The 26,115-nt window shown below is 44.8% G+C and carries 20 protein-coding genes; 8 read left to right on the top strand and 12 right to left on the bottom strand.

Annotated features, from left to right (window positions below; translation table 11 throughout):
* The first annotated feature begins 89 nt into the window (after nucleotides 1-89).
* Both P2A85_RS10865 and P2A85_RS10860 read left to right on the top strand, forming a co-directional pair.
* Entirely contained in the window at nucleotides 90-770 is a 681-nt protein-coding gene (locus P2A85_RS10865) for a hypothetical protein (RefSeq protein ID WP_377479631.1), read from the top strand.
* 105 nt (nucleotides 771-875) lie between these two features.
* The gene (locus P2A85_RS10860) at nucleotides 876-1,649 is read left to right on the top strand and encodes a class II aldolase/adducin family protein (RefSeq protein WP_377479628.1); all 774 of its coding nucleotides are present in this window, start codon (nucleotides 876-878) and stop codon (nucleotides 1,647-1,649) included.
* Nucleotides 1,650-1,769: 120 nt separating this feature from the next.
* On the opposite strand, the gene P2A85_RS10855 is transcribed toward P2A85_RS10860, so the two are convergent.
* The 4 genes from P2A85_RS10855 to P2A85_RS10840 all read right to left on the bottom strand — a co-directional run bounded on the left by P2A85_RS10855 (nucleotide 1,770) and on the right by P2A85_RS10840 (nucleotide 4,035).
* Nucleotides 1,770-2,354 (bottom strand): Uma2 family endonuclease, encoded by a 585-nt coding sequence (locus tag P2A85_RS10855; RefSeq protein WP_377479625.1) that lies wholly within the window; start codon nucleotides 2,352-2,354, stop codon nucleotides 1,770-1,772.
* A 52-nt stretch (nucleotides 2,355-2,406) separates the two neighbouring features.
* Complete coding sequence (locus P2A85_RS10850; RefSeq protein WP_377479622.1) at nucleotides 2,407-3,153, bottom strand: HEAT repeat domain-containing protein; 747 nt, start codon at nucleotides 3,151-3,153, stop codon at nucleotides 2,407-2,409.
* Between the two features lie 137 nt (nucleotides 3,154-3,290).
* Complete coding sequence (locus tag P2A85_RS10845) at nucleotides 3,291-3,827, bottom strand: GNAT family N-acetyltransferase (protein ID WP_377479619.1); 537 nt, start codon at nucleotides 3,825-3,827, stop codon at nucleotides 3,291-3,293.
* A 4-nt stretch (nucleotides 3,828-3,831) separates the two neighbouring features.
* Entirely contained in the window at nucleotides 3,832-4,035 is a 204-nt protein-coding gene (locus P2A85_RS10840) for a hypothetical protein (protein ID WP_371123266.1), read from the bottom strand.
* A 137-nt stretch (nucleotides 4,036-4,172) separates the two neighbouring features.
* Between P2A85_RS10840 and P2A85_RS10835 the strand changes: the two genes are divergently transcribed.
* Entirely contained in the window at nucleotides 4,173-5,540 is a 1,368-nt protein-coding gene (locus tag P2A85_RS10835) for a calcium-binding protein (protein WP_377479616.1), read from the top strand.
* Nucleotides 5,541-5,789: 249 nt separating this feature from the next.
* Nucleotides 5,790-7,148 (top strand): calcium-binding protein, encoded by a 1,359-nt coding sequence (locus P2A85_RS10830; RefSeq protein WP_377479613.1) that lies wholly within the window; start codon nucleotides 5,790-5,792, stop codon nucleotides 7,146-7,148.
* A 57-nt stretch (nucleotides 7,149-7,205) separates the two neighbouring features.
* Here the strand turns inward: P2A85_RS10830 and P2A85_RS10825 are convergent, their stop codons facing one another.
* The 3 genes from P2A85_RS10825 to P2A85_RS10815 all read right to left on the bottom strand — a co-directional run bounded on the left by P2A85_RS10825 (nucleotide 7,206) and on the right by P2A85_RS10815 (nucleotide 11,264).
* Nucleotides 7,206-8,570, bottom strand: a complete 1,365-nt coding sequence (locus P2A85_RS10825) for an MFS transporter (protein ID WP_377479610.1) — start codon at nucleotides 8,568-8,570, stop codon at nucleotides 7,206-7,208.
* 135 nt (nucleotides 8,571-8,705) lie between these two features.
* On the bottom strand, nucleotides 8,706-9,674 hold the full coding sequence (locus P2A85_RS10820; RefSeq protein WP_377479607.1) for a BsuBI/PstI family type II restriction endonuclease: 969 nt from the start codon (nucleotides 9,672-9,674) through the stop codon (nucleotides 8,706-8,708).
* 15 nt (nucleotides 9,675-9,689) lie between these two features.
* Nucleotides 9,690-11,264, bottom strand: a complete 1,575-nt coding sequence (locus P2A85_RS10815; RefSeq protein ID WP_377479604.1) for an Eco57I restriction-modification methylase domain-containing protein — start codon at nucleotides 11,262-11,264, stop codon at nucleotides 9,690-9,692.
* A gap of 287 nt (nucleotides 11,265-11,551) precedes the next feature.
* Here P2A85_RS10815 and P2A85_RS10810 point away from each other — a divergent pair, with 287 nt between their 5' ends.
* Complete coding sequence (locus tag P2A85_RS10810) at nucleotides 11,552-13,159, top strand: family 10 glycosylhydrolase (protein WP_377479602.1); 1,608 nt, start codon at nucleotides 11,552-11,554, stop codon at nucleotides 13,157-13,159.
* Nucleotides 13,160-13,344: 185 nt separating this feature from the next.
* On the opposite strand, the gene P2A85_RS10805 is transcribed toward P2A85_RS10810, so the two are convergent.
* The gene (locus tag P2A85_RS10805) at nucleotides 13,345-13,575 is read right to left on the bottom strand and encodes a photosystem II protein, Psb35-related (protein ID WP_377479599.1); all 231 of its coding nucleotides are present in this window, start codon (nucleotides 13,573-13,575) and stop codon (nucleotides 13,345-13,347) included.
* A 577-nt stretch (nucleotides 13,576-14,152) separates the two neighbouring features.
* Here P2A85_RS10805 and treS point away from each other — a divergent pair.
* Nucleotides 14,153-17,533, top strand: coding sequence for a maltose alpha-D-glucosyltransferase (gene treS / locus P2A85_RS10800; RefSeq protein WP_377479595.1), 3,381 nt, complete (start codon nucleotides 14,153-14,155; stop codon nucleotides 17,531-17,533).
* 211 nt (nucleotides 17,534-17,744) lie between these two features.
* Here the strand turns inward: treS and P2A85_RS10795 are convergent, their stop codons facing one another.
* Nucleotides 17,745-18,065 carry a 2Fe-2S iron-sulfur cluster-binding protein gene (locus P2A85_RS10795; protein ID WP_371123238.1) on the bottom strand — a complete coding sequence of 107 codons (321 nt, stop codon included), beginning with the start codon at nucleotides 18,063-18,065 and terminating at the stop codon, nucleotides 17,745-17,747.
* 136 nt (nucleotides 18,066-18,201) lie between these two features.
* Nucleotides 18,202-18,849 carry an RNA polymerase sigma factor gene (locus P2A85_RS10790; RefSeq protein WP_340519150.1) on the bottom strand — a complete coding sequence of 216 codons (648 nt, stop codon included), beginning with the start codon at nucleotides 18,847-18,849 and terminating at the stop codon, nucleotides 18,202-18,204.
* 331 nt (nucleotides 18,850-19,180) lie between these two features.
* On the opposite strand from P2A85_RS10790, the gene rpsH reads away from it, so the two are divergent.
* Together rpsH and P2A85_RS10780 are read left to right on the top strand one after the other, a co-directional pair.
* Nucleotides 19,181-20,119, top strand: a complete 939-nt coding sequence (gene rpsH, locus P2A85_RS10785) for a 30S ribosomal protein S8 (RefSeq protein WP_377479591.1) — start codon at nucleotides 19,181-19,183, stop codon at nucleotides 20,117-20,119.
* On the top strand, nucleotides 20,103-20,711 hold the full coding sequence (locus P2A85_RS10780) for a HEAT repeat domain-containing protein (protein WP_377479588.1): 609 nt from the start codon (nucleotides 20,103-20,105) through the stop codon (nucleotides 20,709-20,711). Before rpsH ends, P2A85_RS10780 begins: the two co-directional genes overlap by 17 nt.
* A gap of 66 nt (nucleotides 20,712-20,777) precedes the next feature.
* Here the strand turns inward: P2A85_RS10780 and P2A85_RS10775 are convergent, their stop codons facing one another.
* Nucleotides 20,778-24,869 carry a hydantoinase B/oxoprolinase family protein gene (locus P2A85_RS10775; protein ID WP_377479585.1) on the bottom strand — a complete coding sequence of 1,364 codons (4,092 nt, stop codon included), beginning with the start codon at nucleotides 24,867-24,869 and terminating at the stop codon, nucleotides 20,778-20,780.
* 158 nt (nucleotides 24,870-25,027) lie between these two features.
* Nucleotides 25,028-26,053 (bottom strand): M20/M25/M40 family metallo-hydrolase, encoded by a 1,026-nt coding sequence (locus P2A85_RS10770; protein WP_377479582.1) that lies wholly within the window; start codon nucleotides 26,051-26,053, stop codon nucleotides 25,028-25,030.
* Between the last annotated feature and the right edge of the window lie 62 nt (nucleotides 26,054-26,115).

Here is a 26,115-nt window from a genome sequence, read left to right as displayed (position 1 = left end):
AGTTTTAAGATGTAAAGCATAAATTGTGCATCCTGTTCAGCCTGTAGAAAAAATTCGCAGTTTTGCCTAGTCAACATCGGGTCAAACACATGAAAAACTTAAAGCTGAAAACCCCAGAAGTCGATCGCAACTTGGAATGCCATTTTGACTCACCTTTCATCGAAAAAAATGGCTTGCTGGAACTCAACCCAGAATTTACAAAACCTGAATTTTTAACCAACTGGAATTTTGAGACAAACCTGTACGAAGAACCTGTTTGGATCGACCACTTTGTCATCACATTTCCCAGTCGCACAGCCTTAGAAAAATACGCCCAATCTTTCCGCCCATTCGGCGCAAAAACAGTCGAAGGACCAGACTTATTTCCCATTAACTTTTGTGCGGAAAACATTAATATTCCCTCGGATTTGTGGCTGCATTTAATGACCTTATTAATGCCAGCCGGCGGCTTAGTCGTATTAGATGCACCCCACGCAGCAGGCGACCAAACATACCGCTTCCAACAACAAAGAGGATTAGAAGCAGTTCACCATGTAGCGATTCGAGTCGAAAACGTGCAAAATGCTGCTATAATATGGCACAAGAAAAACTTCAAACCCCTATCCCAGCAGCCTCTAAATTCCAGCTCGTTAACTCAGTGGTTCCTGCAAAACCCCGCCGGACAAATCATCGAATTAATCGAACGCCACCCCGGCAACAACGCCACCTTTGACTGCAAAAACATCGCAGGTTTACGCCTCAGCGAAGAAGTTCGGCAACGGATTATGTAAGGAATGTAACGGATGGAAAGAAGTCCGAGGGCAGAAAGAAGAAAATTCCCAAGGCCCAATTCCCCATTTCCAATGCCCCGTTCCCCATTACCAATCACAAAATATATGGTCGCAATCAAAGTTCCCAAAGTCACAATTCAACCCCCAACCTTCAACTCAATAGAAGCCGAACGCAGCCACCGCAAACAGCGTCTAGCAGCAGCATTTCGATTATTTGCCCGCTTCGGATTCAGTGAAGGAATTGCCGGACATATTACCGTCCGCGATCCCGAACACCTAGACCATTTTTGGGTCAATTCCTTTGGAATGCACTTCAGTTTAATTCGAGTCAGCGACCTAATTTTAGTCAATCACAAAGGCGAAGTTGTAGAAGGAAATAAACCCGTAAACGAAGCCGCTTTTGCCATTCATTCCCAAGTCCATAGCGCCCGTCCCGACGTAATTGCCGCAGCCCACGCCCATTCCCCCTACGGTAAAAGTTGGTCGAGTTTGGGTCGCCTGCTAGACCCCCTAACGCAAGATGCTTGTTCTTTTTACCAAGACCACGCTTTATTTGACGATTACACCGGAGTTGTTTTGGAAATCGAAGAAGCTAAACGCATTGCCAAAAGTTTAGGTGATAAAAAAGCGATTATTCTCCAAAATCACGGACTGTTAACAGTGGGTGAAACAGTAGATGAAGCGGCTTGGTGGTTTATTGCCATGGAACGTTGTTGTCAAGCGCAATTAATGGCAGAAGCAGCGGGAAAACCGATTTTAATCAAACCAGAATACGCGCATTTAACTCAGCAGCAAGTAGGCTCGCACCGTATGGGATGGTTTAGCTTTCAACCGCTTTACGATATGATAGTGCGTCGGGAACCTGACTTGTTAGATTAGCATTAGGACTTATCAGACATCTGAGGGGAGCATCCTTTTTTATCAGAAAACTGGGTTTAAAAACCCGTTCTTCTAGGACGGCTTTTCTTGTTCGCGGAAGCGGGTGGTGAGTATATCAATCTAGGCTTCAATACCTGGTACTTTGCGATAGATATCTGGCAGGGTTAACTCACAATCAACACTCGGCAAATAGAGAAACTGCGATCGTTCTACCCCTACTCTATCTGTCACTTCATGTCGCAGCCATAGACCATCCTTAAGGGTGTAATGAACGATATGTTGCTGAGTCTGACTGACTAACACATAGTCTTCTAATGTGGAACAGGTTTGGTAATCGGCAAACTTTTCCGTACTATCAAAATTTGCCGTCGATTTTGATAACACTTCAATAATCAGTTTAGGGTAGCGGATAAAATCCTCGGTGGTCGTGATGTCCTCTGGATGGCAAGTCACAACAACATCGGGGTAATAGTAACAGTCTGCCGTTTCTAGCCTCACCTTAATATCTGATGCCATGACAAGACACGGCTGCTCTTTCAGATGAACATTGAGCAGTGACGATAGATTGCCAGCAATCACCACATGGGGTTTTTTAGCCCCAGCCATGGCGTAGACACGCCCCCGACGGTACTCGTGCTTGATGGGGCTGACACGCTCAGCTTCTAGGTAGTCTTCGGGGGAGATGTAGAAGTGTTGGGCAACCATAGAATGTGAAGATGACTGAGAAGGGCTATAGTGTTTTATTGTACTAATTATTTCAAAAATTTCCTTCCATTTCCAAGTCTTCAATTATCTGCAAACCGCGCGGATCGCCGACTCGCAACAGCGAAGATTTAGCATCTTCTCGCACGCCCATATCTTCGTCTTCTTCTAAAGCTTCGATCAAAGCATCGATCGCCCCGGCATACACTACATTATTCGGCAATTCGCGGGCTAGTTGCCCGATCGCCCAAGCAGAGTTACTTCGCACAGCAGACACAGCATCTCGGCGCAGCGATTGAATCAAGGGCGGAATCGCAGCAATCACCACATAGTAACCAACCTTTGCCATCTGACCAAGGGAACTGGCGGCCCACAAACGCACCGCTGAAATATCAGTTTTCAAAGCATCAATTAAAGGTACTAAAGCGCGATGATCCCGGCAATTGCCCAGAGCCCAAACTACTCCTTTGCGAACGTAACCGTTCCAATCCCGGTTTAGTTGGTCAATCAGGGGTTCCACAGCATCGGGACTTGGATTTCTGCCCAAGGCATAGGCCGCGCTCACCCGCACTAAGGGGCAGCCATCTCTCAACAAAATAATTAAATGTGGAATTGCTCGATCGTCTTGCAATTCGCAAAAAGCCCGCGCCGCCGTCATTCGGTGCTGAGCTTCTGGAGATTCGAGTAAAGGCAGCATTTCCTCTGGATCTGGCAGCGGGGGTTCGGATTCTTCGAGTTGATCCAAATAGCTTTCCAGTTCCAAGTCGGTATCAATGGCGATCGGGTAGTCGTTATTGTGCATAAAAAAACTTTACTGCACTGAGGATGCTCCTGGGCAACTCAGTCGGTTGGCGGTTGTCGGTTGGCGGTTGTCGGTTGGCTGTTATCTGTTGTCTGTTGTCTGCCCCCAATCAGGAATAACGAATAACAACTAACCAATTATAGAGATTTTATCATCGAGAGGGAATGACTTTTATATCCTAATTTTTGATACAGATTCAATGCGGGCTGATTACTCATAAATACTTGCAAACCAATTTGTCGATCGCCCCTTTTTTTTGCCCAATTTTCCGCATGATTAACTAAGGACTTACCGATTCCCAGACGGCGGTGTTCCCGCGATACATACAGCAGAAAAATGTGAGAGTAGCGTTCTCCGGTGCATTGGTCGATCGCATTTCCCAACCACAAACATCCCACAGCCGATTTGAGATTTTGAACTTGAGATTTCGGCTTTGGTTGAGAAGATGGAAGTGCCGATAAATTTGCTTCCTCTTCCCCCATATTGTTCTGACACTCCACCAACCAAAGCGGCGTCTGCTTGGAAAAATATTGCTCAACGGTTTGAGCCAAATGTCCCAATTCCCCATCTGGGTAAAGCTCTCGGTAAGTCCGGTGCATAAACTTTACCAAAATTGCCCGATCGAGTCCAGAACCCGATCGCAGCCTATAGCCCGGTATCAGATCCCCCGACATCTGATTAGCCCACACAGTTCGGGGAATAGTTGAAGCCCAAGAAAATCTGATGCACCGAGGCCGCTTGCTTTTCTTGACTCACTTCCTCAATCGGTGCTGGGGCCGCCATGTCAGCCGGCAAAAAGATGCGAGCGCTCACTGCTACGAGGGCAGCGAAAAATACTAATACCGCTATCAATGGAGCAATGTATTGACGAATGATAGTCATAAGCGCAAAAATCTTAATTTGGAACTGGATAATTTAAAGTATACCATATAAAGGCGAGCGGTTATAATTAATTTAAATGCACAATTAGGTCGCTGACTGGGCGGTCCTCAATACCAACAAACACCAAACATAATATTATGAGTTCCTCCCCTGCGGTTTATGAAGCTCTAGCCAAATCAATTGTTTATTTGAACGATCGACCAGACTCGCAAAATCTAGTTGCGCGTTTTTTGGACACTAACGGCTACTATATCGATCGCATCTTCGACGATCCCCAAACAGGCCTGTATGCGATCGGCTTCGGTGCAGTAGATCCCAAAACCCCCCCCGTTCTGGTATTTCGGGGCACCGACTTTATCGGCGACGATGCTATATTTTCCGACTCGCGCAACATTGGTTTTGCCGAATTTGAAAACAACAAAGATGCGATCGAAAACTGGCTCCAAGAAATCGGGAAAAATACATCTCAAAATCCCAATCAGTTATTGCCAGATGCGATCGGCCACAGTGCAGGCGGTGCTATAGCTCAAATAGTCGCCACAGAATTTACTTCGATTACTGGCGATATATTTACTTTCAACTCTCCCGGAGTCTCAAAGACTACAGTCAATGCTTTCAATAAAAATTTGACCAGAATTGGCAACAAAAATGTTAATCACTACATCGTCAGCGGAGATATCATCAGCCTGTTTGGCGAACAATTTTTACCAGGAAAAGTATTTGTTCAAACTTTTACAGACCCCAATATTGATCCACTAACTGTCTTAGCCAAGCATCGCTCAGAAAAGCTGCTCACTAATCCCCCAGCAGGTTTTTTCCAAAGGCAAATTTCTGTAGAAGACTTGAACAGTCCAGAATTTACCTATAACAACGACTCCGATTTTAATGAATTTATAGCGGCGATGAACTTTGCCCTACCAGAAGTGTCAATAGCAATCAGAACCAGAGCAGGTGCAGAAAGTTTAAGAACATCTCCAGAATTCTCTTTGGTGGAACTCATCAAAGATATTCAAATTGGTTTAGCTCCCCTACAACCAAACTATTTATTAGGAGACGATCGCAACAATGCAGCCACCGGGGGCAGTGGAGATGATACGATTATCGGCAACGGCGGTAACGATACTCTCAGGGGCAATAGAGGTAACGACAGTATCACTGGCGGTGGCGGAGACGACTTCTTATACGGCGGCAGAAATAACGATTATTTAAACGGAGGCGACGGAGACGATTTGATTGCCGGCGAGTTGGGCAACGATGTTTTAATTGGTGGCAGTGGACGCGATCGTTTTGTATTAGAATCCGGTGGAGGCTCAGATACGATCGTAGACTTTGAAGACTCTCAAGATTTAATTGCACTGTCACGGGGTCTAACTTTTGCTCAAATTAAAATTACTCAAGGTAATGACGGAGTTTTAATTAGTCTCCTGAATAATGGCTCCATTCTTGCTAATATTACTGGCGTATCTGCAAGTCAGATTTCGCGGCCAGATTTTGTCCAGATTTAGATAATTTCTGGTTCCTAGTGAAGATTTTAGTCATCATCGGGAGCGATAATCACTAAAGTCCTGAATCACATGAAAATTGTACATAAGTAAATCTACTTAATTAAAGGCAAAATAGAGGTGACTAAAAAGCTTGCTGTCTGAACATTGTTCCTTATTGCTTTTTTATTCTACTTAAACGATCGCTAGTGTAAACTTAATTAAGTAGCTCCAACAGCAATCCCAAATCAAAATAAAGGAAATAACAAAAATATGGCTTCTTCCCCCGCAGTTTACGAAAATATAGCCAAGCGATTAGTTTATATAGATGACAACCCCCAGTTACAATCTGTAGTTCAAGGTGGTTTAACCGCCGCTGGCTATCGAATCGATCGCACCTTCGACGATCCAACCACCGGATTTCACGCGATCGGCTTAATCTCCACCACCCCAGACAAACCACCAGTTTTAGTATTTCGTGGCGGTGATACGGCGATCGACGATGTTGCACTCGGAGACACGCGAGGTGTGGGTTTCAACCAATTTGAAGCCAACAAACAAGCATTAGGAAATTGGCTGACACAAATCAGTCAAGATACCACAAAAAACCCCAACCGCCTACCACCAGACGTTCTGGGACACAGCTTGGGCGGTGCTTTAACCCAGCTAGCAGCCACCGAATTCACATCCGCGATCGGAGATGTTGTCACTTTCAATTCCCCCGGAATTGCTCGAAATACAGTCAATACATTTACCCAAAAAGCGGGCGCAGGCAAAAATGTAACTCACTACATTGTCAGTGGCGACTTTGTGAGTTTAGGTGGAGAAGCTTTTCTGCCCGGAAAAGTTATTTTACAAACATTTACCGATCCGGTTATCAATCCACTCTTAGTCCTAGATAAACATAGTCAATCAGGCCTCTTAACAACTCCCCCTCCAGGTTTAATTCAGACAGAAATCTCGGTCAACCAGTTGAGCAGCCCTGACTTTACTTTCACAGATTCCGACTATTTAGAGCTATTAGCTGGCTTAGATTTTGCCTTGCCAGCACAGGGAGCAGCACTAAAATCACGCAGCACAACAGAGCAATTGAGACTCACACCCGGAGCCTCTTTTTTGGGAATTATTAGTGGAATGCAAGCTGCTCTAGCTCTCTCTCAACCTAATAACTTAGTAGGCGACGATGCCAACAATACAGCCTCCGGTTTTGCCGGGGACGATGTGATTGTTGGCAACGGGGGAAACGATACTCTCACTGGCAATCGTAACAATGATATCATTAGTGGTGGTAGTGGTAATGACCAGCTATTCGGCGGCAAAGGAGATGATAATTTAAACGGGGATACAGGGGACGATACCCTCGTTGGGGGAGTCGGTTCGGATCTGTTAATTGGCGGCGCGGGACGCGACGTGTTCGTGTTAGGAATAGGGGCTGGTAATGACACCATAATCGACTTTCAACAGGGTGAAGATTTAATCGGTTTGACCAAAGGTCTTACCTTTAACCAACTGACAGTTAATGCCAGCGATTTTTCAACTCTGATCCAATTTACCAGCACTGGTGAAGTTCTTGCTAGTTTCATTGGTCCTCAAGCCAACACTCTGACAGCTAGGGATTTCATCTCCATTTAATAGAAACCTCCCCAAATATTGATTGTGTGGCAGGCAACCAGCCTGCCCTTTACTAAATTAATCTGGATCGTCCAGTCCAGGTCTGGGCATAGATGCTAATTTTGGTTCATCTTCTAGTGGCAAAAAGAAGATTGTCATCATACCTGGAATCACAGCCAGTGCACTCATCAAGAAATAATTTTGATAGCCAAGATTCGCCTGCAAGTAGCCACTAAAAACCCCCGGAATCAGCACTCCCGCGGCCATGAAGGCGGTGGTAATTGCATAATGGGAGGCTTCATATTCCGGGCGGACAGTCCGCATCAGGAACACTGTATAGGCTGCTACGCCAAGTCCGTAAGTAAATTGCTCGATCGAATTTACGACATAAGCCCATTCAATCCCCGGTTGATTGATTGCCAACAGCCAATACAGCACGTTAGTAGAATTTTGCAGAATAGCCGTCGGCCACATCCATTTTTTCAGTCCTTGTTTCGCAATCAAATAGCCCCCCAACAGCCCTCCAATTAACAGAAACATTACCCCTAAAGTACCCGATAACAAGCCCATATCCGAGGTAGAAACCGCTAATCCTCCTTTTTCCACTTTATCCATTAAAAATGGAGGAGCCATTTTAAAAGTCAAGGCATCGCCCAATCTAAAAATCAAGACATAAGCCACAATCCAACCAATTTTATCTTGCTGAAAATAGGTGATAAATGACTCCATAAAACTGGTGGTTTGCCGAGGTGCACCCGCTTCCTCCGCATAATTTCTAGGATAGGGCAGATACCACCGTTGAAACAGATAAATCAGCACAAACATAATGGCACAAATGCCAAAAGCTGTCGCCCATCCGTAGCTAAGGGCAGTCACGTTAAAAGACGAACCCAAAAAAGACAACTGAATGTCTTGATATACTTTGGTATCGGTACCATTTCCCGTCACTAAATACTGTTCTGCTAGTTTACCAGCCAAGAAAACCAAGACACCGCTACCGGCAATGACAGCACCTCTATAAGCCGTGTTGCGAACGCCGACAAATAGTGCTTGTTGGTCTTTATTGAGCGTGTTTAAATAAAATCCGTCAATGGCGATGTCGTGAGTAGCCGAAACAAAGGCAATGGCCGTAAAAATGACCAGCGATATAATGATAGGATGGGGTGTTAACACACCAAAAGCTAGGAAAGCGAACAAAAAAGCACAAAGGATTTCCATGTTTAAAATCCACTTGCGTTTAGTTGAATACAAATCAACTACGGGGCCCCACAAACCTTTTAACACCCAAGGAAAAGACAAAAGACTTGTCAATCCGATCAGTTCGTTGCTGGTTCCCAAACCTTTCAAAAAAATCACCGACATTAAATTAACAACGGTGTAAGGGAGACCTTGGGCGAAATACAATACTGATACCCACAATCCAGCGTTATGTTTTTTTTCCATTGCCAAGATTTTTTACCTAGTTGCTTATGAGATTTACTGAGTGCGATCGGCATTTTCCGGTATGTAAAACTGCTTGCATCACAGTATATGGCATTGCGATACCAACGGCCGCAATATAAGCTTTGTATCTTAACATCATTGCGCCTCAGAAATTATCTCATTTGTCGAATAAGCCTGCAACAGATGCTGACCGTTAAAATGAACAAGGTGAGTAGCGTCTTCTGCTACCCAAACATCAGTTTCCCAAGCAATATCAGATAAATATTCCGCCATTGCTTTGCGACTGAGGAAAGATGTCACCATTACCAGAGGAATTGTGGAACCTTTGAAAAGCTTTTCAAGTTCAGTTTTACGTTTTTGATTAATTGGCCCGTGGGAAGTCACAGCTTCAATCAATACCAACCAGTTTTTTGCCGTAAAGTGAACAATTACATCTGGCATCTTACCGTGAGCATCTATTGTCACTCCTAATGCAGTGAGCGATGCTTCGTTGAAATGAGCAAATTTTTCATCTGTATCTCCGACATAAATCAGCTTGCCAGCAGGAGTAAAGCGAGAAGAAAAATCACTCACAATCTTTGATATTAAGACGTTATGACCTCCGGGCGAAAGAGTTTTGACATCACCTTCGATGGTAATTGGAATCCGAGCCATTTCTCGCTCTTGTGCATATCTTTGTTTGAGAGTTTCGACAGATGCGAGGTAAGTGCGGACATTTTTATCCCAATCAGAACTGCCGTAAGTTCGCAGTAGCTCTAAAGCACTTTCTTCAATCTGATATGCCGTTTTTGGACTATTCACCGGACGTTCTGGATTGTCAGGATTCACAACAATCAAGCCTGCATCGAGAAACTGATGCACTGTCTGACGGCGAACAGTTTCTCGCGTATTGGCTGCATATTTTTTACCGTATTGCTGCTTCATAAAGTCCATGATTGGTGTTATTCCCAGCAGTGGAGATTTTGCCAAATCCCATGATTCTGCTGGCTTGATCTCCAGCAAAGCAAGCAGGGTTAAGGCTGAACGTTCGTTAAGCTGCCCTTTTGGAAAGCCAAGTGCTGCAAGTATTTCTAAAGCTTCATTGATGTGATTTTCGCTAGTCATTTGGTGATTTTATAACTAATTTATTGCGTTCAGTAGTTGTTTTTCGACAAGTTCGTCAATTTGGCATTGTGTCGGAAATATTTCTCCCATTTGATTACCAAGTAAGAGTAATTGCTCTAGACTAGGATACTTCAAACTCCGCAAATCTGTAGCATTGACTTGAGTATGCCCGCTGAAGAGTCGAAAAAACCCATCTACAAGGTTGGAATTCAGATAAATTGCCAATCCTCGCGCGAGGATGAGGTCTAGTCCGCGTCCCTGTTTGTGAAAGTAATTCAAATGATTTTCAAAACCCACCCTAGAATTATTAATTTTGTCAGCATCCCAAACTACTGCCACGATTCGCTTTTTCTCTTCTTTAGATGAGAAACGCTTGACCAAAACATAATGTTCGTTAGGAACGAGCAAAGGAGCAGTTTTATCGTTAACTGCTAAAGCTTGATGTTTTTTCGTTAGTGTGGGATATTCAACATAACCAGCAGAAAAGTGGGCGGGATAAATCAGCGGAACAGTACCATAATCTGGTTCTATTCGCAATTCAGATAAAACCCTAAAGTCAACAACCTTGCCTGTTGAGACTGTTAAAAATAGTTCTTTGAGAGTGAAACTAAATTGTGCCATTTTATAGACTATTTTCTGGTCTATAGAATTTGGCAAAATACGAATAAATTGCTCTGAATCACTAGGATTAACTAGCTCGTCATAGCGCAGTGAGTGAGATGAAATTAGGTAATCGCCAGCAGTTGTGCTTGAGTTGACAAGTACAGTATCTGGCTTTTCTATTTGTTTGGTAGCGCGAACAATCATAGTTTCTTGCAAAACTGCATCATCGGCAAAGGGCAACCGTCGCGATTCAAAGATGTGTAATTGACGTAAAGCCATCATTTGTAGCAATACTTTGCGAAAATCTCGAAAGTATAAACCGTTGCAAAAGCTACGCGGAGTAATCGATACTAATTCACCATTTGGTTTGAGTAAGTGAGCGGTGGCAACTATAAAACCAGCATAGAGATTACTGGTTTCTACTCCTATAGAACGAAGCAAACTTCGGACTTGGGATTTAGCATTAATCTTGGTATAGGGAGGATTGATAATTGCATTGGTAAATTCGAGCTTTAATGCCTGTGTAAATAGATTAGGGTGTAACATATCAGCAGCGTCTTGAATGAAATCTAGTTGACGAATATCATAGGTAAAAGATATACCTGCACTGTGACATTCTCTACTGCACAAGTCTAAAGTTTGTTTGAGATATTCAATCAAAATAATGTCAATTTCATAAGCTGTAATGTGCAAGGTACGAGGTTTTTCGGGGCGCTGACACAGCTCGCAAACAACTGCTGCTAGCAGCGAACCAATACCAGCACCGGCATCTAACAGCGATATATCGGGACAGTTAAATTCAAACATTCTCGCCATTAAAACTGCCACGGATGAAGGTGTTAAAAATTGTCCTTTTTCTCCTCTCTGGCTTTGTTGCAACTTCCGGGTTGCTTCTGGGCGCAACAAGTCTACTCTTTCTAGGAGATTGCTGGCAGTTGTGTTTTTGTCAGCCGGAAGGGTTCGTGTTGGAAAATGTGGTGATATCATTTGTTGAGAAAAAGTCTATCTCTACTTGAGCTTATTTTCGCCTAAATTGGATGAGTGTTATTGAACCGCGAAGACGCGAAGGACACGAAGGAAGAAAGAGGAAGTAAATAAAATCTTCTACGGGGAAGGGAGTAAGAGGCAGGATCGCCTTTTCCTGCATACCGTGTGTTTTGCAATAAGGATTTTACTTATTTGCCAACTTAATATAACATTGTGCGAAAATGTCAACCGGACTCTCAAACCAATAGTCCGTAACAGACAGTTAAACGCTCTCTCACACAATTCTGATGCGTAAACCCAAAACATTCTTTTTGTCAAGCTTATTTTCGATCGGCTTAACAATCAGTTTTCTCCTGACTCCAGGCTGGTTATCACACTGGTTTCCGAATCGCGCGATAGCAAATCCCCCCCCACAAACCCAAACTTCGGAATTTCGAGCTTTCTGGGTGGACGCATTTAATCCGGGCTTCAAAACACCTCAAGAAGTCACCAAATTGATTGCAGATGCTAAACTGGCTAACGCCAATGCGATCGTCGCCCAAGTTCGCCGCCGTGGTGATGCTTTTTACACCAGTGCGATCGAACCACGCACCCTCGATCCTAACGTTCCCGTCGGTTTCGATCCACTCCAAGATTTGATTGACAAAGCCCACGCCGCAGGTATGGAAGTCCACGCTTGGATGGTAACGCTACCAGTAGTTTCCGGCGGTAAACTGCCCGCGGGTCACGTTTGGCAACAACACGGACCTAATGCTCCAGGAAGGGACAATTGGGCGATGCTGACTTACGGTGGGGAATCGAAAGGTTTTCTCGATCCGGGCCATCCAGATGCCTTGGATTATACTGTTTCCGTGTATTTGGACTTGCTGAAGCGTTACGATGTGGACGGCGTACAGTTGGATTACGTGCGCTACGGCGGGCCGGATTGGGGCTACAATCCGACTGCGATCGCCCGTTTTAACCAGCAAAACGGGCGCAATGGTACACCGAAACCAAGCGATCCCGCCTGGATGCAGTGGCGGCGCGATCGAGTAACGGAATTAGTGCGGAAGCTTTATGTAGAAGCCCTGGCGATTAAACCGCGAGTGAAAGTGACGGCGGCGACGATCGCCTGGGGCGACGGCCCGAAAAATGATGAAGGTTGGTATAAAACGCAACCTTACAAAGAAGTCCTGCAAGATTGGCGCGCTTGGCTGGAAGAAGGTATTATCGACATGGCGATGCCGATGACCTATCAGCGCGAATACAAACCACAGCAGAAGCGCGGTTACGATAATTGGATCGAGTACGCTAAAGACCACCAATACCACCGCCAAATTGCGATCGGACCTGGTAATTATCTCAACTACATTGAAGACACCCTAGCCCAGATTCGCCGCGCCGAAGCGCCATCTGCCAAAGGAAATCAAGTCGTAGGTACGGTGCTGTATTCCTACGCTAGCAGCAACGTCTATGCTAATGTCGAACTGCGATCGGGCGGTAGTGGCGATTTGCCCCGTCAGCCTTGGAAATTCGTGTCCCAGAGTAATGATTGGTTTTATAACGCCCTGTCCCACCCTAGTCAATACGTTGACGGCGCTACGGGCAGAACTGTTCAAACTCAGCCTGTGTGGGCTACTCCGGCGGAGATTCCCGATATGCCTTGGAAGTCGCGGCCGACTATGGGTGCGATCGCGGGTAATTTGCAAAGGTGCGATCGAACTTGCGACGGCGCGAGCTTGACATTGCAGGCGATCGATGGTAATGGCAAGGTGCGTCAACTCCGAGCGGATGGTAAAGGATGGTTTGGGGCGATCGAGCTTGATCCTGGAACTTATCAGTTAAAGGTGGATGGAAGTCAGATTCAACAAACTGTTAATGTTGCCGCTGGTGAAGTCGCAAAAATTAGTTTTTGACACTCACCGCGCCCAAGCGACGGTGATTCTTAGATCCTAAACCAGACGTAGTAAAGATTTCAGTTTTTTGCATAACTGAACCTGAAGTTCCTCCTCGAAGGGAACTTCAGGTTTGTCTCCTGGCTTTGCTATGTAACACTTTTGGCGATCGCAAGCGGTCATATCCTAATTGATATTAGTTGAAATTAGGAATTGGACATGGTGCGGCTACCATAGGCATCCAAGCTGTAGGCGGGAACGCGAACGCTGTAGTCAATCTCTGTCGCTGTCACGGCTACAGCCAATTTTTCAAAAGATTCTGAGTTCCAATTGCGATCGTGGATGGGCTTGGACTGTTCGCCCAGGAAGTATGCTTGAGTGCCAATTACTGAGGCTGCTACCCAACCGACGATTAAAAGGGCGATTACGATAGTCATGGCTGCTTTTCCTTAAGTTTTGTTACTTTATGTAAACTACTGTAACAATTATTTGCCGAGGATGTCAAGGTAGTGTAATGTCGTGCCAACCGTCCAGTAAGTAGGGAATGCCACACCTGATGTTTCCAACCGCCGACTTCTAGTAATTTCACTCCGAGGGTCAGCACTCACCATCCACGACAAGAGTCAACATCCTGAACTAGCAGTAGGCATTTCCATTGTTGACAATATTGATGCCCAAGGAAAAGTTACCAGCAAACAGATTAGCTTCTGATTTCAGGATAGGATATATCGCAGATTAGCCAAGTTTTTTGTTAATAATTTATAAGTTTTGACTTCATAAACCATCGTGAACAACTCAGCCTTTAGTATGAGAAATTGCTAGGGTGTTATGAGTTATAATCAACAAGTTTGGATTTGAAAAATAGCAAGCATTACAGGATTTATCAACCAGTCGATCGATTTGATACCGCATCAGTGCCTTAGCGGTTCCTGAAACCCAAAAAACTCGATCGCCAATGAAATCGGATTGCTATAACAATTCTATCTACCCCTTTTCTTATTTCCCAGGATAATTATGCAAAACTCAATCTTAAATGACGACCCTTTGTGGTTCAAAGATGCGATCGTTTACGAGGTACCGATTCGCGCTTTTGCCGACAGCAATGGTGATGGTATCGGAGACTTTCGTGGGCTAACTGAAAAACTGGATTACCTGCAAAACTTGGGAGTAACAGCAATTTGGGTACTGCCCTTTTTTCCATCCCCGCTCCGAGATGATGGCTACGATACTTCGGATTATATGAGCGTCAACCCGATTTATGGCACTTTAGAAGACTTTAAACATCTTTTAGAAGAAGCGCACCTGCGGGGAATTAGAGTTATTATTGAGTTAATTGTCAACCACACTTCAGACCAACACGCTTGGTTTCAGAAAGCGCGTCGTGCTCCTAAAGGCAGTAAAGAAAGAGAATTTTATGTATGGAGCGATACGCCGGAAAAGTATCAAGATGCTAGGATTATTTTCCAGGATTTTGAAACTTCTAATTGGGCTTGGGATGCAGTAGCAAAAGCTTATTATTGGCATCGTTTTTATTCTCACCAACCAGACTTAAATTATGATAATCCAGCAGTGCGTCTCGCCATATTAGATGTGGTAGATTTTTGGTTAGCAATGGGAGTGGATGGACTGCGAATGGATGCGGTGCCTTACTTGTACGAGCGCGAAGGTACTAACTGTGAAAACTTGTCAGAAACTCACGTATTTCTCAAACAATTGCGGAAGCACGTAGATGAGAAATTCCCCAACCGAATGCTGCTAGCTGAGGCGAATCAGTGGCCGGAGGATGCGGTTGAATATTACGCTGAGGGGGATGAATGTCACATGAATTTTCATTTCCCGCTGATGCCGCGCTTGTTCATGTCTGTACACATGGAAGATAGCTTTCCGATTATTGATATTCTCCAGCAAACTCCCCAGATTCCTAATAACTGTCAGTGGGCATTGTTTTTGCGAAATCATGACGAACTGACGCTGGAAATGGTGAGTGATGAAGACCGAGATTATATGTACCGAGTTTACGCTCAAGATACCCAGGCGAGGATTAATTTGGGTATCCGCCGTCGCTTGGCTCCACTGATGGGAAATAATCGCCGCCGGATTGAGTTGATGAATGCTTTGCTGCTTTCTCTTCCGGGTACGCCTGTGCTTTACTATGGCGATGAAATTGGGATGGGTGACAATATTTATTTGGGCGATCGCAACGGCGTGAGAACTCCTATGCAGTGGAGTGGCGATCGCAATGCCGGTTTCAGTCGGGCTAACCAGCAACGGCTCTACGCACCGCCAATTGTTGACCCTGAATATCACTACGAATCTGTGAATGTGGAGGCGCAACGCTCTAATTCAAATTCTCTTTGGTGGTGGATGAAACGCCTCATAGCTATTCGCCAAAGATTCCAAGCATTCGGCCGTGGAACTTGCGAATTTCTTTACCCCGAAAACCGCAAAGTTTTAGCTTTTGTGCGTACTTATCAAGACGAACATATTTTAGTAGTAGCGAATTTGTCGCGCTTCGTGCAGACGGCTGAATTAGACCTTTCACCCTTCAAAGGTGCTGTTCCGGTGGAGATTTTTGGCCGTACAGAGTTCCCGGCTGTGGGCGATTCTGCTTATTTTTTGAGTTTGAGTCCTCACTCGTTTTATTGGTTTACCCTTACTGTCAAAACCGAAGAATTTTCCCTACACTTACCTCAAACCGAACTGCCGACATTAGGTATTGCAGGTAACTGGAAAACAGCTTTTGCTACCAATAAATTGAGTGAGGGACTGGTTCCTATTTTGCCTGATTACTTGCGCTCTAGTCCTTGGTTTATTGGTAGGGATAGGACGATTCAATCTTTGCAAATAGATGAAATTGTGCCAGTTGAATGTAAAAAATATTCGGGATTAGAATCAACAGTATACATTTTACTTTTGCAGTTAAATTATACTGAAGGGATGGCAGAAACTTACGTTTTGCCTGTTGGTTGGGAAGAGATTCAAGGTGATGTGGACGAACGGGCGATCGCCAGAATTCAATTTTTAGAAAAAAACGAAGTAGGGGTACTATTTGATGCAGCCACTGACAAAGCTTTTCTCAGTGCTATGCTAGAAGCGATCGCCCATTCTGGTAATTACAAAGGTGCCACGGGTACAGTGCTAGGAATTCCCGACAATGCACTCACCTCTGAACCAGATTTGTCAAAGCTAGAACCTCATGTATTCAAAAAAGAACATAGCAATACATCCGCAGGTTACGGCGATCGCTTCGCGTTCAAACTATTACGAAAAGTTGAAGAAGGTATCAACCCCGAATTAGAAATCGGGCGCTTTTTAACCGTTCGCAACTTGATTAAACACTTTGCTCCCATTTCCGGATATTTGGAATATCAGGCCGAAGGGAAACCATTAATGACCATGGGAATCCTGCAAAAATTCGTGCCCGATAGCAGGGATGCCTGGTCCTACACCTTAGACACATTGCGCGACTATTTCGAGCAAGTAATGGCAGTAGAAGCAAAGTATGCAGCAGACAACTTATCTACGGACCCCGAAAATTATTTACCCAATGCCAACACCTCACGAATGCAGCGGAATTCAAACTCGTTAGTATCCGATTTATCCCTAGCGATTCCCGAATTAGCTCGCGAACTCATCGGTTCCTATTTAGCCTCCGCCGAACTTTTAGGACAGCGGACAGCCGAACTTCACCTAGCTTTAGCTTCCGATGCACAAAATCCTGATTTTGCTCCAGAAAATTTCACTTCATTTTACCAACGTTCCATCTATCAACAGATGAGAAATTTAGCAGGAAGGACTTTGCTGCTACTGAAAAAACGGCTGTCCCAACTGCCACCGGAAACCCAAAAATTGGGACAAACTCTGCTAAATCGGGAAGACTTGCTGATGGAACGTTTCAAATCTATTTTGAACTTGAAAATCACGGCAGAGCGAATTCGCTGTCATGGGGACTTTCATTTAGGAAAAGTTCTGTATACAGGGAAAGAGTTTGTGATTATTAATTTTGGAGGAGAAAGAAATCGACCCTTAAGTGAGAGGCGGATGAAGCGATCGCCCCTGCGAGATGTGGCGGGAATGCTACAATCTTTCAACTATGCTGTTAGTTTGGGACTCCGCAATGAAGTAGAAAGTGGGATGATTCGTCCTGAAAATTTATCGGAGATGCAGCAGTGGGCTAAGGTTTGGGATCGTTGGGTTAGCCTGACTTTTCTGAACAGTTATTTGCAGAAAGCAGCGGATGCAAATTTCTTGCCCAAATCCATCCCGGAAATACAAGTTTTGCTGGATGCTTACATCTTAGAAAAAACGGTTTCTGAGCTGGTGTATGAACTTAATTACCGCGTCGATTGGGTAGAAGTTCCGCTTCAGCGGATGCTACAATTGCTGGAACGTTGACAGTTGAATTCTTCCTGAATATCCCTCATCCTCCCTTGGGGGCAGGGGTGTTTCATTCTCCAGAAAACGATGATTCTGTAAGGGTAGTGCTCCGGTGCCTACCCCCCTTACTTCAAATCCGGTAGCACGGGAATTATTGATCTCTGTTATCTCCCTCTGTGTTCTCTGCGTTCTCTGTGGTTAAATCATTCCGATCCAACGGTCAACGATATTACTTCAAATAAAGAGATGTTTGATACAAAACTTGTTCTTGATGAGTTAACAAAGTGCAGTCAGAAAGCGGGTAAGCTACACAAGTAACAGCGTAGCCAGCTTGCAATTCTGAGGACTTCAAAAACTTTTGTTCGCTTTGGTCGATTTCGCCACTAAGCAGCTTGACAACGCAGGCAGAACACTCTCCTTGCTTGCATCCATTGGGCAAGCGAATGCCGGCATCTTCTGCCATATCTAAGATATACTGGTCGTCTGGTACGGCGATCGTGCGATCGAGCGCCAGTTCCTGATTTACCAACCGAACTTGATAAACTGCCATTTTTTCCTCTGTATTCGCGAAAGGGCTGGTTTAGTATGCTGTTAGTTCTAGCAAAAATTTCGGGTAAAACCCGCCCCTAGAACTAGAAAAGGCGGGTTTATGATGGTGTTATTTTTACTACAGTAAATGTGTATATCTAAACAAGTGCCTGTTGATAGTCAAGATTTTCATCGAGATAAATAGCTCGAATATCATCGGGCAAATTTGATTCCAGAGTTTGATATCCTTTTTGCAGTAAAGCCCTTACCTGAGCCGGCGAAATAGCTTCACCTTCTGCTTGTAAATAAGCAGCAATTCTGGTTTCGCTCCAGCGGAAAGTCTGAGCCATCAACACAACTAAACGTGGTAGGGGCGCTAGCAATTCTAAGGCTTGTTTGAGGTAACACCAGAGAGGGGGTGAAGCGGATTGCAAAGAATAATGAATCGTCTCAACAGGAGGCAATTCGGCTTGATTTATGCAGATAGCGGTGACATTAATGAGCCAGTTTTGCAGACTGAGATTGTCGCCATCAGACTCTTGGATTTCCCGGCGTAAATCGAGGCCTCGGAGTTCGTGATAGATGTGCAGCCAAGTGTGGGCGAATAGGTAATCTCCTTGGACTGGCGATCGCACAGAATGGCGAATTAGGGAATGTACTATTTGAGCGTAGCGGCAAAAAATTGCCGTAAAGAACTTACCCTGATCGGGATGATTTTGAAACAGGGTCAATAATTGGCGATCGGTGTGATGGAACAGGGATTTGACCACAGGATGGTTGAATTCTGAAAAATTAGGTGTTTGCACAATTGTTTTGGTAATATATGCTGGTGCAGCTCGATTTTACACCATCTGTCCATCGAAATTCCAGAGTTGAAGCTGATTTGATCCGGGTTATGTGCGATCGCGCTCAGTAGCGTTAAACTTCATCTTGTCTGCCTTTCCAGACTGTTAAGATATATCCTGCACTTGCGGCTTACCTGAAAAATTGAAATGATTCCAGGCAAGCGACAAGTAACTTATTCTGATATAATAGGAGAGTGGACAGATTAATGATTCATCAATCTTTTTGTTAATTCATACTGTGAAACTATCACTCTTGGTTAATATTTAGTAAGTTACTTTGAGGGTAAAAGATATGCTGATAAGTAATGGAGTGCGAGGCAAAGCGACTACCCCTGTTAGCTCTAGAACGATATATTCTAAGTTGACAACCATATATATTACTAAGAAAATAGTCAAATTTGGAGATGTTATATATCAATTTTGTAACGTTACTGGATTTAAAATAACTGGAGTTGATGTTATAAATCCCTTAGTAAATATCGGAATATTTTTTTTATGTGGTGTGGGATTATCTTTGATTTTTATAAATATAAAATTAGGACTTTTATTTATGCTTCCATCATTATTTGTAATGATAATGCCAAAAATCTGGCTCAAAAAATATGGACTGGAAGTATCTATGAATTCTGGTGAAAAGGCTGTCTTTACTACAAATGATATAAAGGGGCTCAAAGCAGTAATTGCAGAATTATCCAAATTCATCGAGAGTGAAAATGAAACAGAAAACTGTGTCATAGATATTAATGATAGAAATATCACATTTGCAAGAAATCAGGGAATAACCGGGTCAAATTTGACTTGGGGTTCTGCATCGTTTTACGAACATCTCAATCCGCAAACCAAAACATACGAGAAAAGTGCAAATTCTGAAGATACGATCGCGCAAACGATCGCCCGCATTCGGGAAGCCAACCTAGCAGGGAATTTAACCACGGAAGTTCCAGCAACATGGGCAACTATCCACCTGGTACAAGTAATAAAAAATCAAGGATTAATCGCTAACTTCGAGTTAGTAGACGATGCGACGAACAAACATTTGCTCCTGCACCTCAACCCTAAAGGGAACAACAGCAGCACTGACAAAATTGCTGACAATCAATTCGACTGGCTAAACCAGGAATTTCCAAAAGAGATAGTTCCCTTACTGCAAGATTTGGAAAGTGAAGATCCTGCTGTTCGCGCTAAAGCTGTATTTTCCTTGGGAGACTTCTACAGTGAGCGAACAAAATGAGTTCACCGAGTCAAAAACCAGGACAATTCAATTGATATGTCATATTTTGCAAAACGATCCGTCTTCTCTCGTTCGCACTAACGCTGCTGAAGCTTTGGCGAAAATGGGTGCTGACAGCAAAGAGGCGATCGCTACTCTATATCAAGCTGCATTGGAAGATAGCGACCCAAGTGTTCGGGCTAGTGCTGTTGCCGCCCTAGGAGAGATTTACAGAAACGCTATAATTTTTAATGTACTAAATCAAGCCATTAACACTATGTCAGAGCGCAAAGTACAAATGAACTTTAACGCCCCCGTCACAGGTGCCGCCGGGAATGTTGAAGGTGATTTCATAAATAATCCACCTCAGAATTTAGTTGATGCAGCAGCAGAAATTCAGCAATTGCTGAATCAAATAGCACAGAATCCAACTGTGCCTGAATCTGTTGTAGCTGAAGAAATCCACAATAAAATCAAGGAAAATCCCACCCTTAAACAGCGATTGCGGAGTGCATTAAAAGCAGGTGGTATTGAGGCATTGAAAGCAATATTTAATCACCCGCTAGTCAGCGTTCCTATTGAAACTATTAAAGGTTGGATAGAAGCTGAATAATATTAAGGTGTCGCAGTTTTTAGATACCGTTTGGGGGAGTTATCACCCTCAAGCGGGTGAAGGCTTTCAACCGTGAAAATCGCTATAAAAACCATATCCTCCACCCCCAGGAGTCTCAATGACAAAAACATCCCCAAGCTGCATTTCCACAGTCGCCGTACTCCCCAACTCCTCAACTTTCCCATCAATCCTTTCCACATAATTCCGTCCCAAAACACCGTTTTCTCCCCCATTCAAACCGCAGGGAAAAATCACCCGCCTCCCCGATAAAATCCCCGCCGTCATCGCCTCCCGAAACCGCACTCGCCGCACCACACCATTCCCGCCGCGATGACATCCATTGCCGCCACTATTAGCCCGAATTGCAAAACTTTCCAACAACACCGGAAAGCGCCATTCCAACACTTCAGGATCGGTTAAACGGGAATTAGTCATGTGAGTTTGCACCGCATCAGTACCATCAAAATCTGCACCAGCGCCAGAACCACCGCAAATTGTTTCATAATATTGATAGCGGTGATTTCCAAAGGTAAAATTATTCATAGTTCCCTGGGAAGCCGCCATCACTCCCAACGCACAATACAAAGCATCGGTAATATTCTGCGAAGTTTCCACATTACCAGCAACTACCGCCGCCGGATAGCGCGGATTCAGCATACAGCCTACGGGATTGATGATTTCTAGAGGTTTCAAACAACCTGCATTCAGAGGGATATCGTCATTTACTAAGGTGCGAAAAACATACAAAACAGCGGCTTTGCACACTGCTGCGGGAGCATTAAAGTTGTTGATTTGTTGACCAGAAGTACCAGTAAAATCTATTTTGGCACTGCGGGCTGATTTGTCAATAGTGATGGCTACTTTAATCTGTCCGCCGCTATCCATCCCATAGGTAAATTCGCCATCTTGCAACACATCAATTACCCTGCGTACCGACTCCTCAGCATTGTCTTGGACGAAGCCCATATAAGCTTGCACTGTTTCCAATCTGTAATGTTCTACCATTTTGATAAGTTCTTCAGTACCGCGTTTGTTAGCGGCAATCTGTGCTTGCAAATCGGCTATATTTTGAGTGGGATTGCGCACAGGAAAATTACCAGTTGTTATAATTTCTAGTAATTGTGCTTCTTGGAATTTCCCCTCTTTTACTAGCTGAAAATTGTCCAGAAATACGCCTTCTTCAGTTACTATCGTACTGTTAGGAGGCATGGAACCGGGAGTGATGCCGCCAATATCGGCATGATGTCCTCGCGAGGCTACATAGAATAGAGGCAGAGAATTAGTATTATCAAATACTGGGGTAATAACGGTGATATCTGGCAAGTGCGTGCCGCCGTTGTAGGGATTGTTGGATACATAAACATCCCCCGGTTTAAGAGTAGCATTTTTTGCTAAAATTAAAGCTGAAATACTTTCGCTCATCGAGCCGAGATGGACTGGAATGTGGGGGGCGTTGGCTACTAATTGCCCGTTTTGGTCGAAGATGGCGCAGGAAAAATCGAGGCGTTCTTTGATGTTAACTGATGAAGATGTATTTTGTAAAGTGATGCCCATTTCTTCGGCGATCGCCCTAAACAGATTATTAAAGATTTCCAGCAACACCGGATCTGCTTCAACCGTAGATAAACGGGGACTATCTACGTTTATTTGGCTGCATATGCGGTTCAAAATGAGATCGTTTCTGGAAGTTAATTCGGCTTCCCATCCCGGTTCAATGACATTGGTTCCCGTGGGTTCGACAATCAAGGCTGGGCCAGTAATGCAGTCGTGCGATCGCAAATTCTCCCTTTTATACACAGGAGTTTCCCGCCAGCCACCAGCCACATACATTTCGACTGTTGAAATTGGTTGCACCGCTAAGATGCCTGTGTCACAATCAGAGGCAATTATTGACCTATCCGGCACATCCATTGTTTCTACAACTTCCACCGCAACTGCTTCCACAATCAGCGCTTTTTCTGGCATAATAAAACTGTAACGCTGTCGGTGGACTGCTTCAAATTCAGCCTGCATTATCTCAATAGTGGGAGCGAAATTTACTGGTAAAACCGAATCGCTTCCCTGATATTTTAAGTGCAGCTTGCTAATAACTAAAACCTCTGCCTTTTCCTCTGCCACTTCGGCGCTGCTGCGGTTCAATTCCCTCTTTCCCTCAGCCTCCAATTCGGCAAAAATTTGATGCAAATCATTAATTAAATCGAGACTTAATTGTTGCTCGATCGCCCTTTCGCGCATAGCCCGCACATCAGCCAAACCCATACCATAGGCGGATAACACCCCCGCATAGGGGTGAATAAATACCCGTTTCATACCCAAAGCATCGGCGATCGCACAAGCGTGTTGGCCCCCCGCACCGCCGAAACAGCACAATGTATATTCCGAAACATCATAACCGCGCTGAAGAGAGATTTTTTTCACCGCATTAGCCATCTTTTCCACGGCGATCGCCAAAAAACCCTCCGCCACCTGTTCCGGTGTCCTCTCGCCCCCAATTTCCGCCGCTAATTGCACAAATTTTAGCCTGACGACATCAGAGGCGATCGGCAAATCTGCATCCAATCCAAAAACTTTCGGGAAAAAATCCGGCTGAATTTTGCCCAACATCACATTGCAATCAGTCACCGTCAAAGGGCCACCTTTCCGATAGCAAACAGGCCCAGGATTCGCCCCCGCAGAAGCAGGCCCAACGCGGTAACGGGCGCCATCAAAAAATACAATAGAACCACCACCGGCTGCTACAGTATGAATTGCCATCACGGGCGATCGCAATCTGACACCAGCAATCTCTGTCTCAAATTCTCGTTCATATTCCCCATTAAAATGGGCAACATCCGTAGAAGTTCCGCCCATATCAAAAGTAATAATTTTATCAAAACCAGCGAGTTTACTGGTTTTAACTGCGCCGACAATTCCCCCAGCCGGGCCAGATAAAATACTGTTTTTTCCCTGAAATTGAGCGGCATCAACTAAGCCGCCATTCGACTGCATAAACATTAATTTAGGGAATGGGGAATTGGGCATTGGGCTACTATTTCCTGACCCCCCCCTGCCCCCCCCTAGGGGGGAATCGGAAGAAGGGGAGGGGGAATTGGGCATTGGGCTACTATTTCCTGACCCCCCCCAGCCCCCCCCTAGGGGGGAATCGGAAGAAGGGAATGGGGAATTGGGAGTTGGGCTACTATTTCCTGACCCCCCCCTGCCCCCCCCTAGGGGGGAATCGGAAGAAGGGAATGGGGAATTGGGAGTTGGGCTACTATTTCCTGACCCCCCCCAGCCCCCCCCTAGGGGGGAATCGGAAGAAGGGAATGGGGAATTGGGCATTGGGCTACTATTTCCTGACCCCCCCCTGCCCCCCCCTAGGGGGGAATCGGAAGAAGGGGAGGGGGAATGGGAAGGGAGTTCCTCGTTCCCAGGCAGAGCCTGGGAACGCAGATCCAGAGGCTCTGCCTCGATCAATTCATTGGTTACTTGTTCGACATAGCGGCGTAAAATGGGAGATAAATAAGCATCGACAACGGCAGTATCTCCCCGCGAAACTAATTTCATTAGGGGGCTAACTTCGTGAGATACTGATATTTGGGTAAAGCCAATTTGCTTGGCAATTTCAGCAACTTGTTGTTCGTGCTCCCAGTAGCGGTAGCCGTGCATAAATACGATCGCACAACTGCGAATTCCATCATCATAGGCTTGCTGCAAAGATGGGATAAAATCGAAATTAACAGCAATTAACTCCTCACCTGTGGCGCTGTAGCGTTCAGTAACTTCGATCGCTCGATCGTACAACATTTCCGGCAGCACAATCTGACGCGCGAAGATATTCGGGCGGTTTTGGTAGCCAATTCTCAGCGCATCGCCAAAACCTTTAGTAATTAACAGCAGCGTGCGATCGCCCTTGCGTTCCAGCAAAGCATTTGTCGCCACCGTCGTCCCCATTTTAATCGCAGCAATTGTGGCCGCGGGAATCGGAACATCTGTCGGAATTCCCAAAATATCCCGAATTCCTTGAACTGCGGCATCTGTGTAGCGATCGGGATTTTCCGATAGCAACTTGTGAATAATTAGTTTCCCATCAGGACATTTAGCTACAATATCAGTAAAAGTACCGCCGCGATCGATCCAAAATTGCCAGCTTTGGCGATCGACAAAATCAGCATTCATAATTTTTTCCTCAACTATACTATGAGAATAAATTAAAATTATTCAACAAAGTTACCAGCAAGTCAACTCATAAAAATCATAACTTCCAACTCATAAAAATCATAACTTCTATTTTCTTCCTTCGCGCCCTTCGCGTCTTCGCGGTTTCCCAAAAATGCCTATAAATGTCGAATAGCCTCAATCAGCCCCCCACAAACACCAGCGAGAAAATCTAAATCCAAAGTTTCAATCCGATCGCTAGCTTGATGATAGTGAGGATTGCGCATATTAGCAGTATCAGTCACCATGATAGCCGGATAACCATTATCCCAAAAAGGGGCATGATCGCTGCGGCGAGTATCCGGCACAATTAAACCTCGATTCGGCACCGGCAACCACTCGCACAACTGACCAGATTTGCGAATTTTGTCACTCAAATTAATCAAATCTGGAACAGTCCGCAGATTACCAATTAAAGCAATAAAATTGCCAGAATTGGGATAAAAATATTTCAATCCAGTAGGATACTTTTGGGAGTTGGGATTGTGGTTGCAATAACCCAACATTTCCAAAGAAATCATCAACCGAAGGGACTGTTTTTGTGCTTTTAACTTATCAGCATAATCCTTGCTACCGAAATAGCCGGATTCTTCCATATCGAAGGCGACTAATTTCACTGGATATTTGAGAGGTTGAAGTGCGATCGCCCTTGCGAGTTCCAACAAAACAGCCACCCCAGTAGCATTGTCATCGGCCCCAGGCGTACCGGGTACTGTATCGTAATGGGCACCAATGACGATCGGCAAATTATCTAGCTTCCCCCCCTTGCTAAGGGGTAGCTGTTCTAGCTTCCCCCCCTTGCTAAGGGGTAGCTGTTCTAGCTTCCCCCCCTTGCTAAGGGGTAGCTGTTCTAGCTTCCCCCCCTTGCTAAGGGGTAGCTGTTCTAGCTTCCCCCCCTTGCTAAGGGGTAGCTGTTCTAGCTTCCCCCCCTTGCTAAGGGGGGGACTGAGGGGGGGTAAATCCAAAATCAAATTGTGATGAATTCCCCCGCGCACCGCAAAATCATCTATTTCTACAGTTCCCCACTGTGCGAACTGTTCGCGGATGTATTGCTGGACATAGAAATGTCCACCTGATGCGAGGTATGGGTGGCGATCGCGTACAATTTGAATCAGATGACTGTGCAAGGGTTCCTTGAGATTCATGGAGGCTAGTACACGCTGAGTATAATCAAATTATATTCTGTTAGATCGGGAAGTTTAATTAG

This window comes from Microcoleus anatoxicus (assembly GCF_042465725.1).
GTDB classification, from domain to species: Bacteria; Cyanobacteriota; Cyanobacteriia; order Cyanobacteriales; family Microcoleaceae; genus Microcoleus; species Microcoleus anatoxicus.
The sequence above is the reverse complement of the archived record's forward strand: the minus strand, read 5'-3'. Positions and strand labels throughout refer to the sequence as shown.

Excerpts from the sequence above, each read along its gene's own strand:
- P2A85_RS10810 (WP_377479602.1), top strand. The coding sequence starts at position 11,552 with ATGCGTAAACCCAAAACATTCTTTTTGTCAAGCTTATTTTCGATCGGC.
- P2A85_RS10840 (WP_371123266.1), bottom strand. The coding sequence starts at position 4,035 with ATGACTATCATTCGTCAATACATTGCTCCATTGATAGCGGTATTAGTA.
- P2A85_RS10860 (WP_377479628.1), top strand. The coding sequence starts at position 876 with ATGGTCGCAATCAAAGTTCCCAAAGTCACAATTCAACCCCCAACCTTC.
- P2A85_RS10855 (WP_377479625.1), bottom strand. The coding sequence starts at position 2,354 with ATGGTTGCCCAACACTTCTACATCTCCCCCGAAGACTACCTAGAAGCT.
- P2A85_RS10845 (WP_377479619.1), bottom strand. The coding sequence starts at position 3,827 with ATGTCGGGGGATCTGATACCGGGCTATAGGCTGCGATCGGGTTCTGGA.
- P2A85_RS10830 (WP_377479613.1), top strand. The coding sequence starts at position 5,790 with ATGGCTTCTTCCCCCGCAGTTTACGAAAATATAGCCAAGCGATTAGTT.
- P2A85_RS10805 (WP_377479599.1), bottom strand. The coding sequence starts at position 13,575 with ATGACTATCGTAATCGCCCTTTTAATCGTCGGTTGGGTAGCAGCCTCA.
- P2A85_RS10835 (WP_377479616.1), top strand. The coding sequence starts at position 4,173 with ATGAGTTCCTCCCCTGCGGTTTATGAAGCTCTAGCCAAATCAATTGTT.
- P2A85_RS10795 (WP_371123238.1), bottom strand. The coding sequence starts at position 18,065 with ATGGCAGTTTATCAAGTTCGGTTGGTAAATCAGGAACTGGCGCTCGAT.
- P2A85_RS10770 (WP_377479582.1), bottom strand. The coding sequence starts at position 26,053 with ATGAATCTCAAGGAACCCTTGCACAGTCATCTGATTCAAATTGTACGC.
- P2A85_RS10865 (WP_377479631.1), top strand. The coding sequence starts at position 90 with ATGAAAAACTTAAAGCTGAAAACCCCAGAAGTCGATCGCAACTTGGAA.
- P2A85_RS10825 (WP_377479610.1), bottom strand. The coding sequence starts at position 8,570 with ATGGAAAAAAAACATAACGCTGGATTGTGGGTATCAGTATTGTATTTC.
- treS (WP_377479595.1), top strand. The coding sequence starts at position 14,153 with ATGCAAAACTCAATCTTAAATGACGACCCTTTGTGGTTCAAAGATGCG.
- P2A85_RS10815 (WP_377479604.1), bottom strand. The coding sequence starts at position 11,264 with ATGATATCACCACATTTTCCAACACGAACCCTTCCGGCTGACAAAAAC.
- P2A85_RS10775 (WP_377479585.1), bottom strand. The coding sequence starts at position 24,869 with ATGAATGCTGATTTTGTCGATCGCCAAAGCTGGCAATTTTGGATCGAT.
- P2A85_RS10850 (WP_377479622.1), bottom strand. The coding sequence starts at position 3,153 with ATGCACAATAACGACTACCCGATCGCCATTGATACCGACTTGGAACTG.
- rpsH (WP_377479591.1), top strand. The coding sequence starts at position 19,181 with ATGCTGATAAGTAATGGAGTGCGAGGCAAAGCGACTACCCCTGTTAGC.
- P2A85_RS10820 (WP_377479607.1), bottom strand. The coding sequence starts at position 9,674 with ATGACTAGCGAAAATCACATCAATGAAGCTTTAGAAATACTTGCAGCA.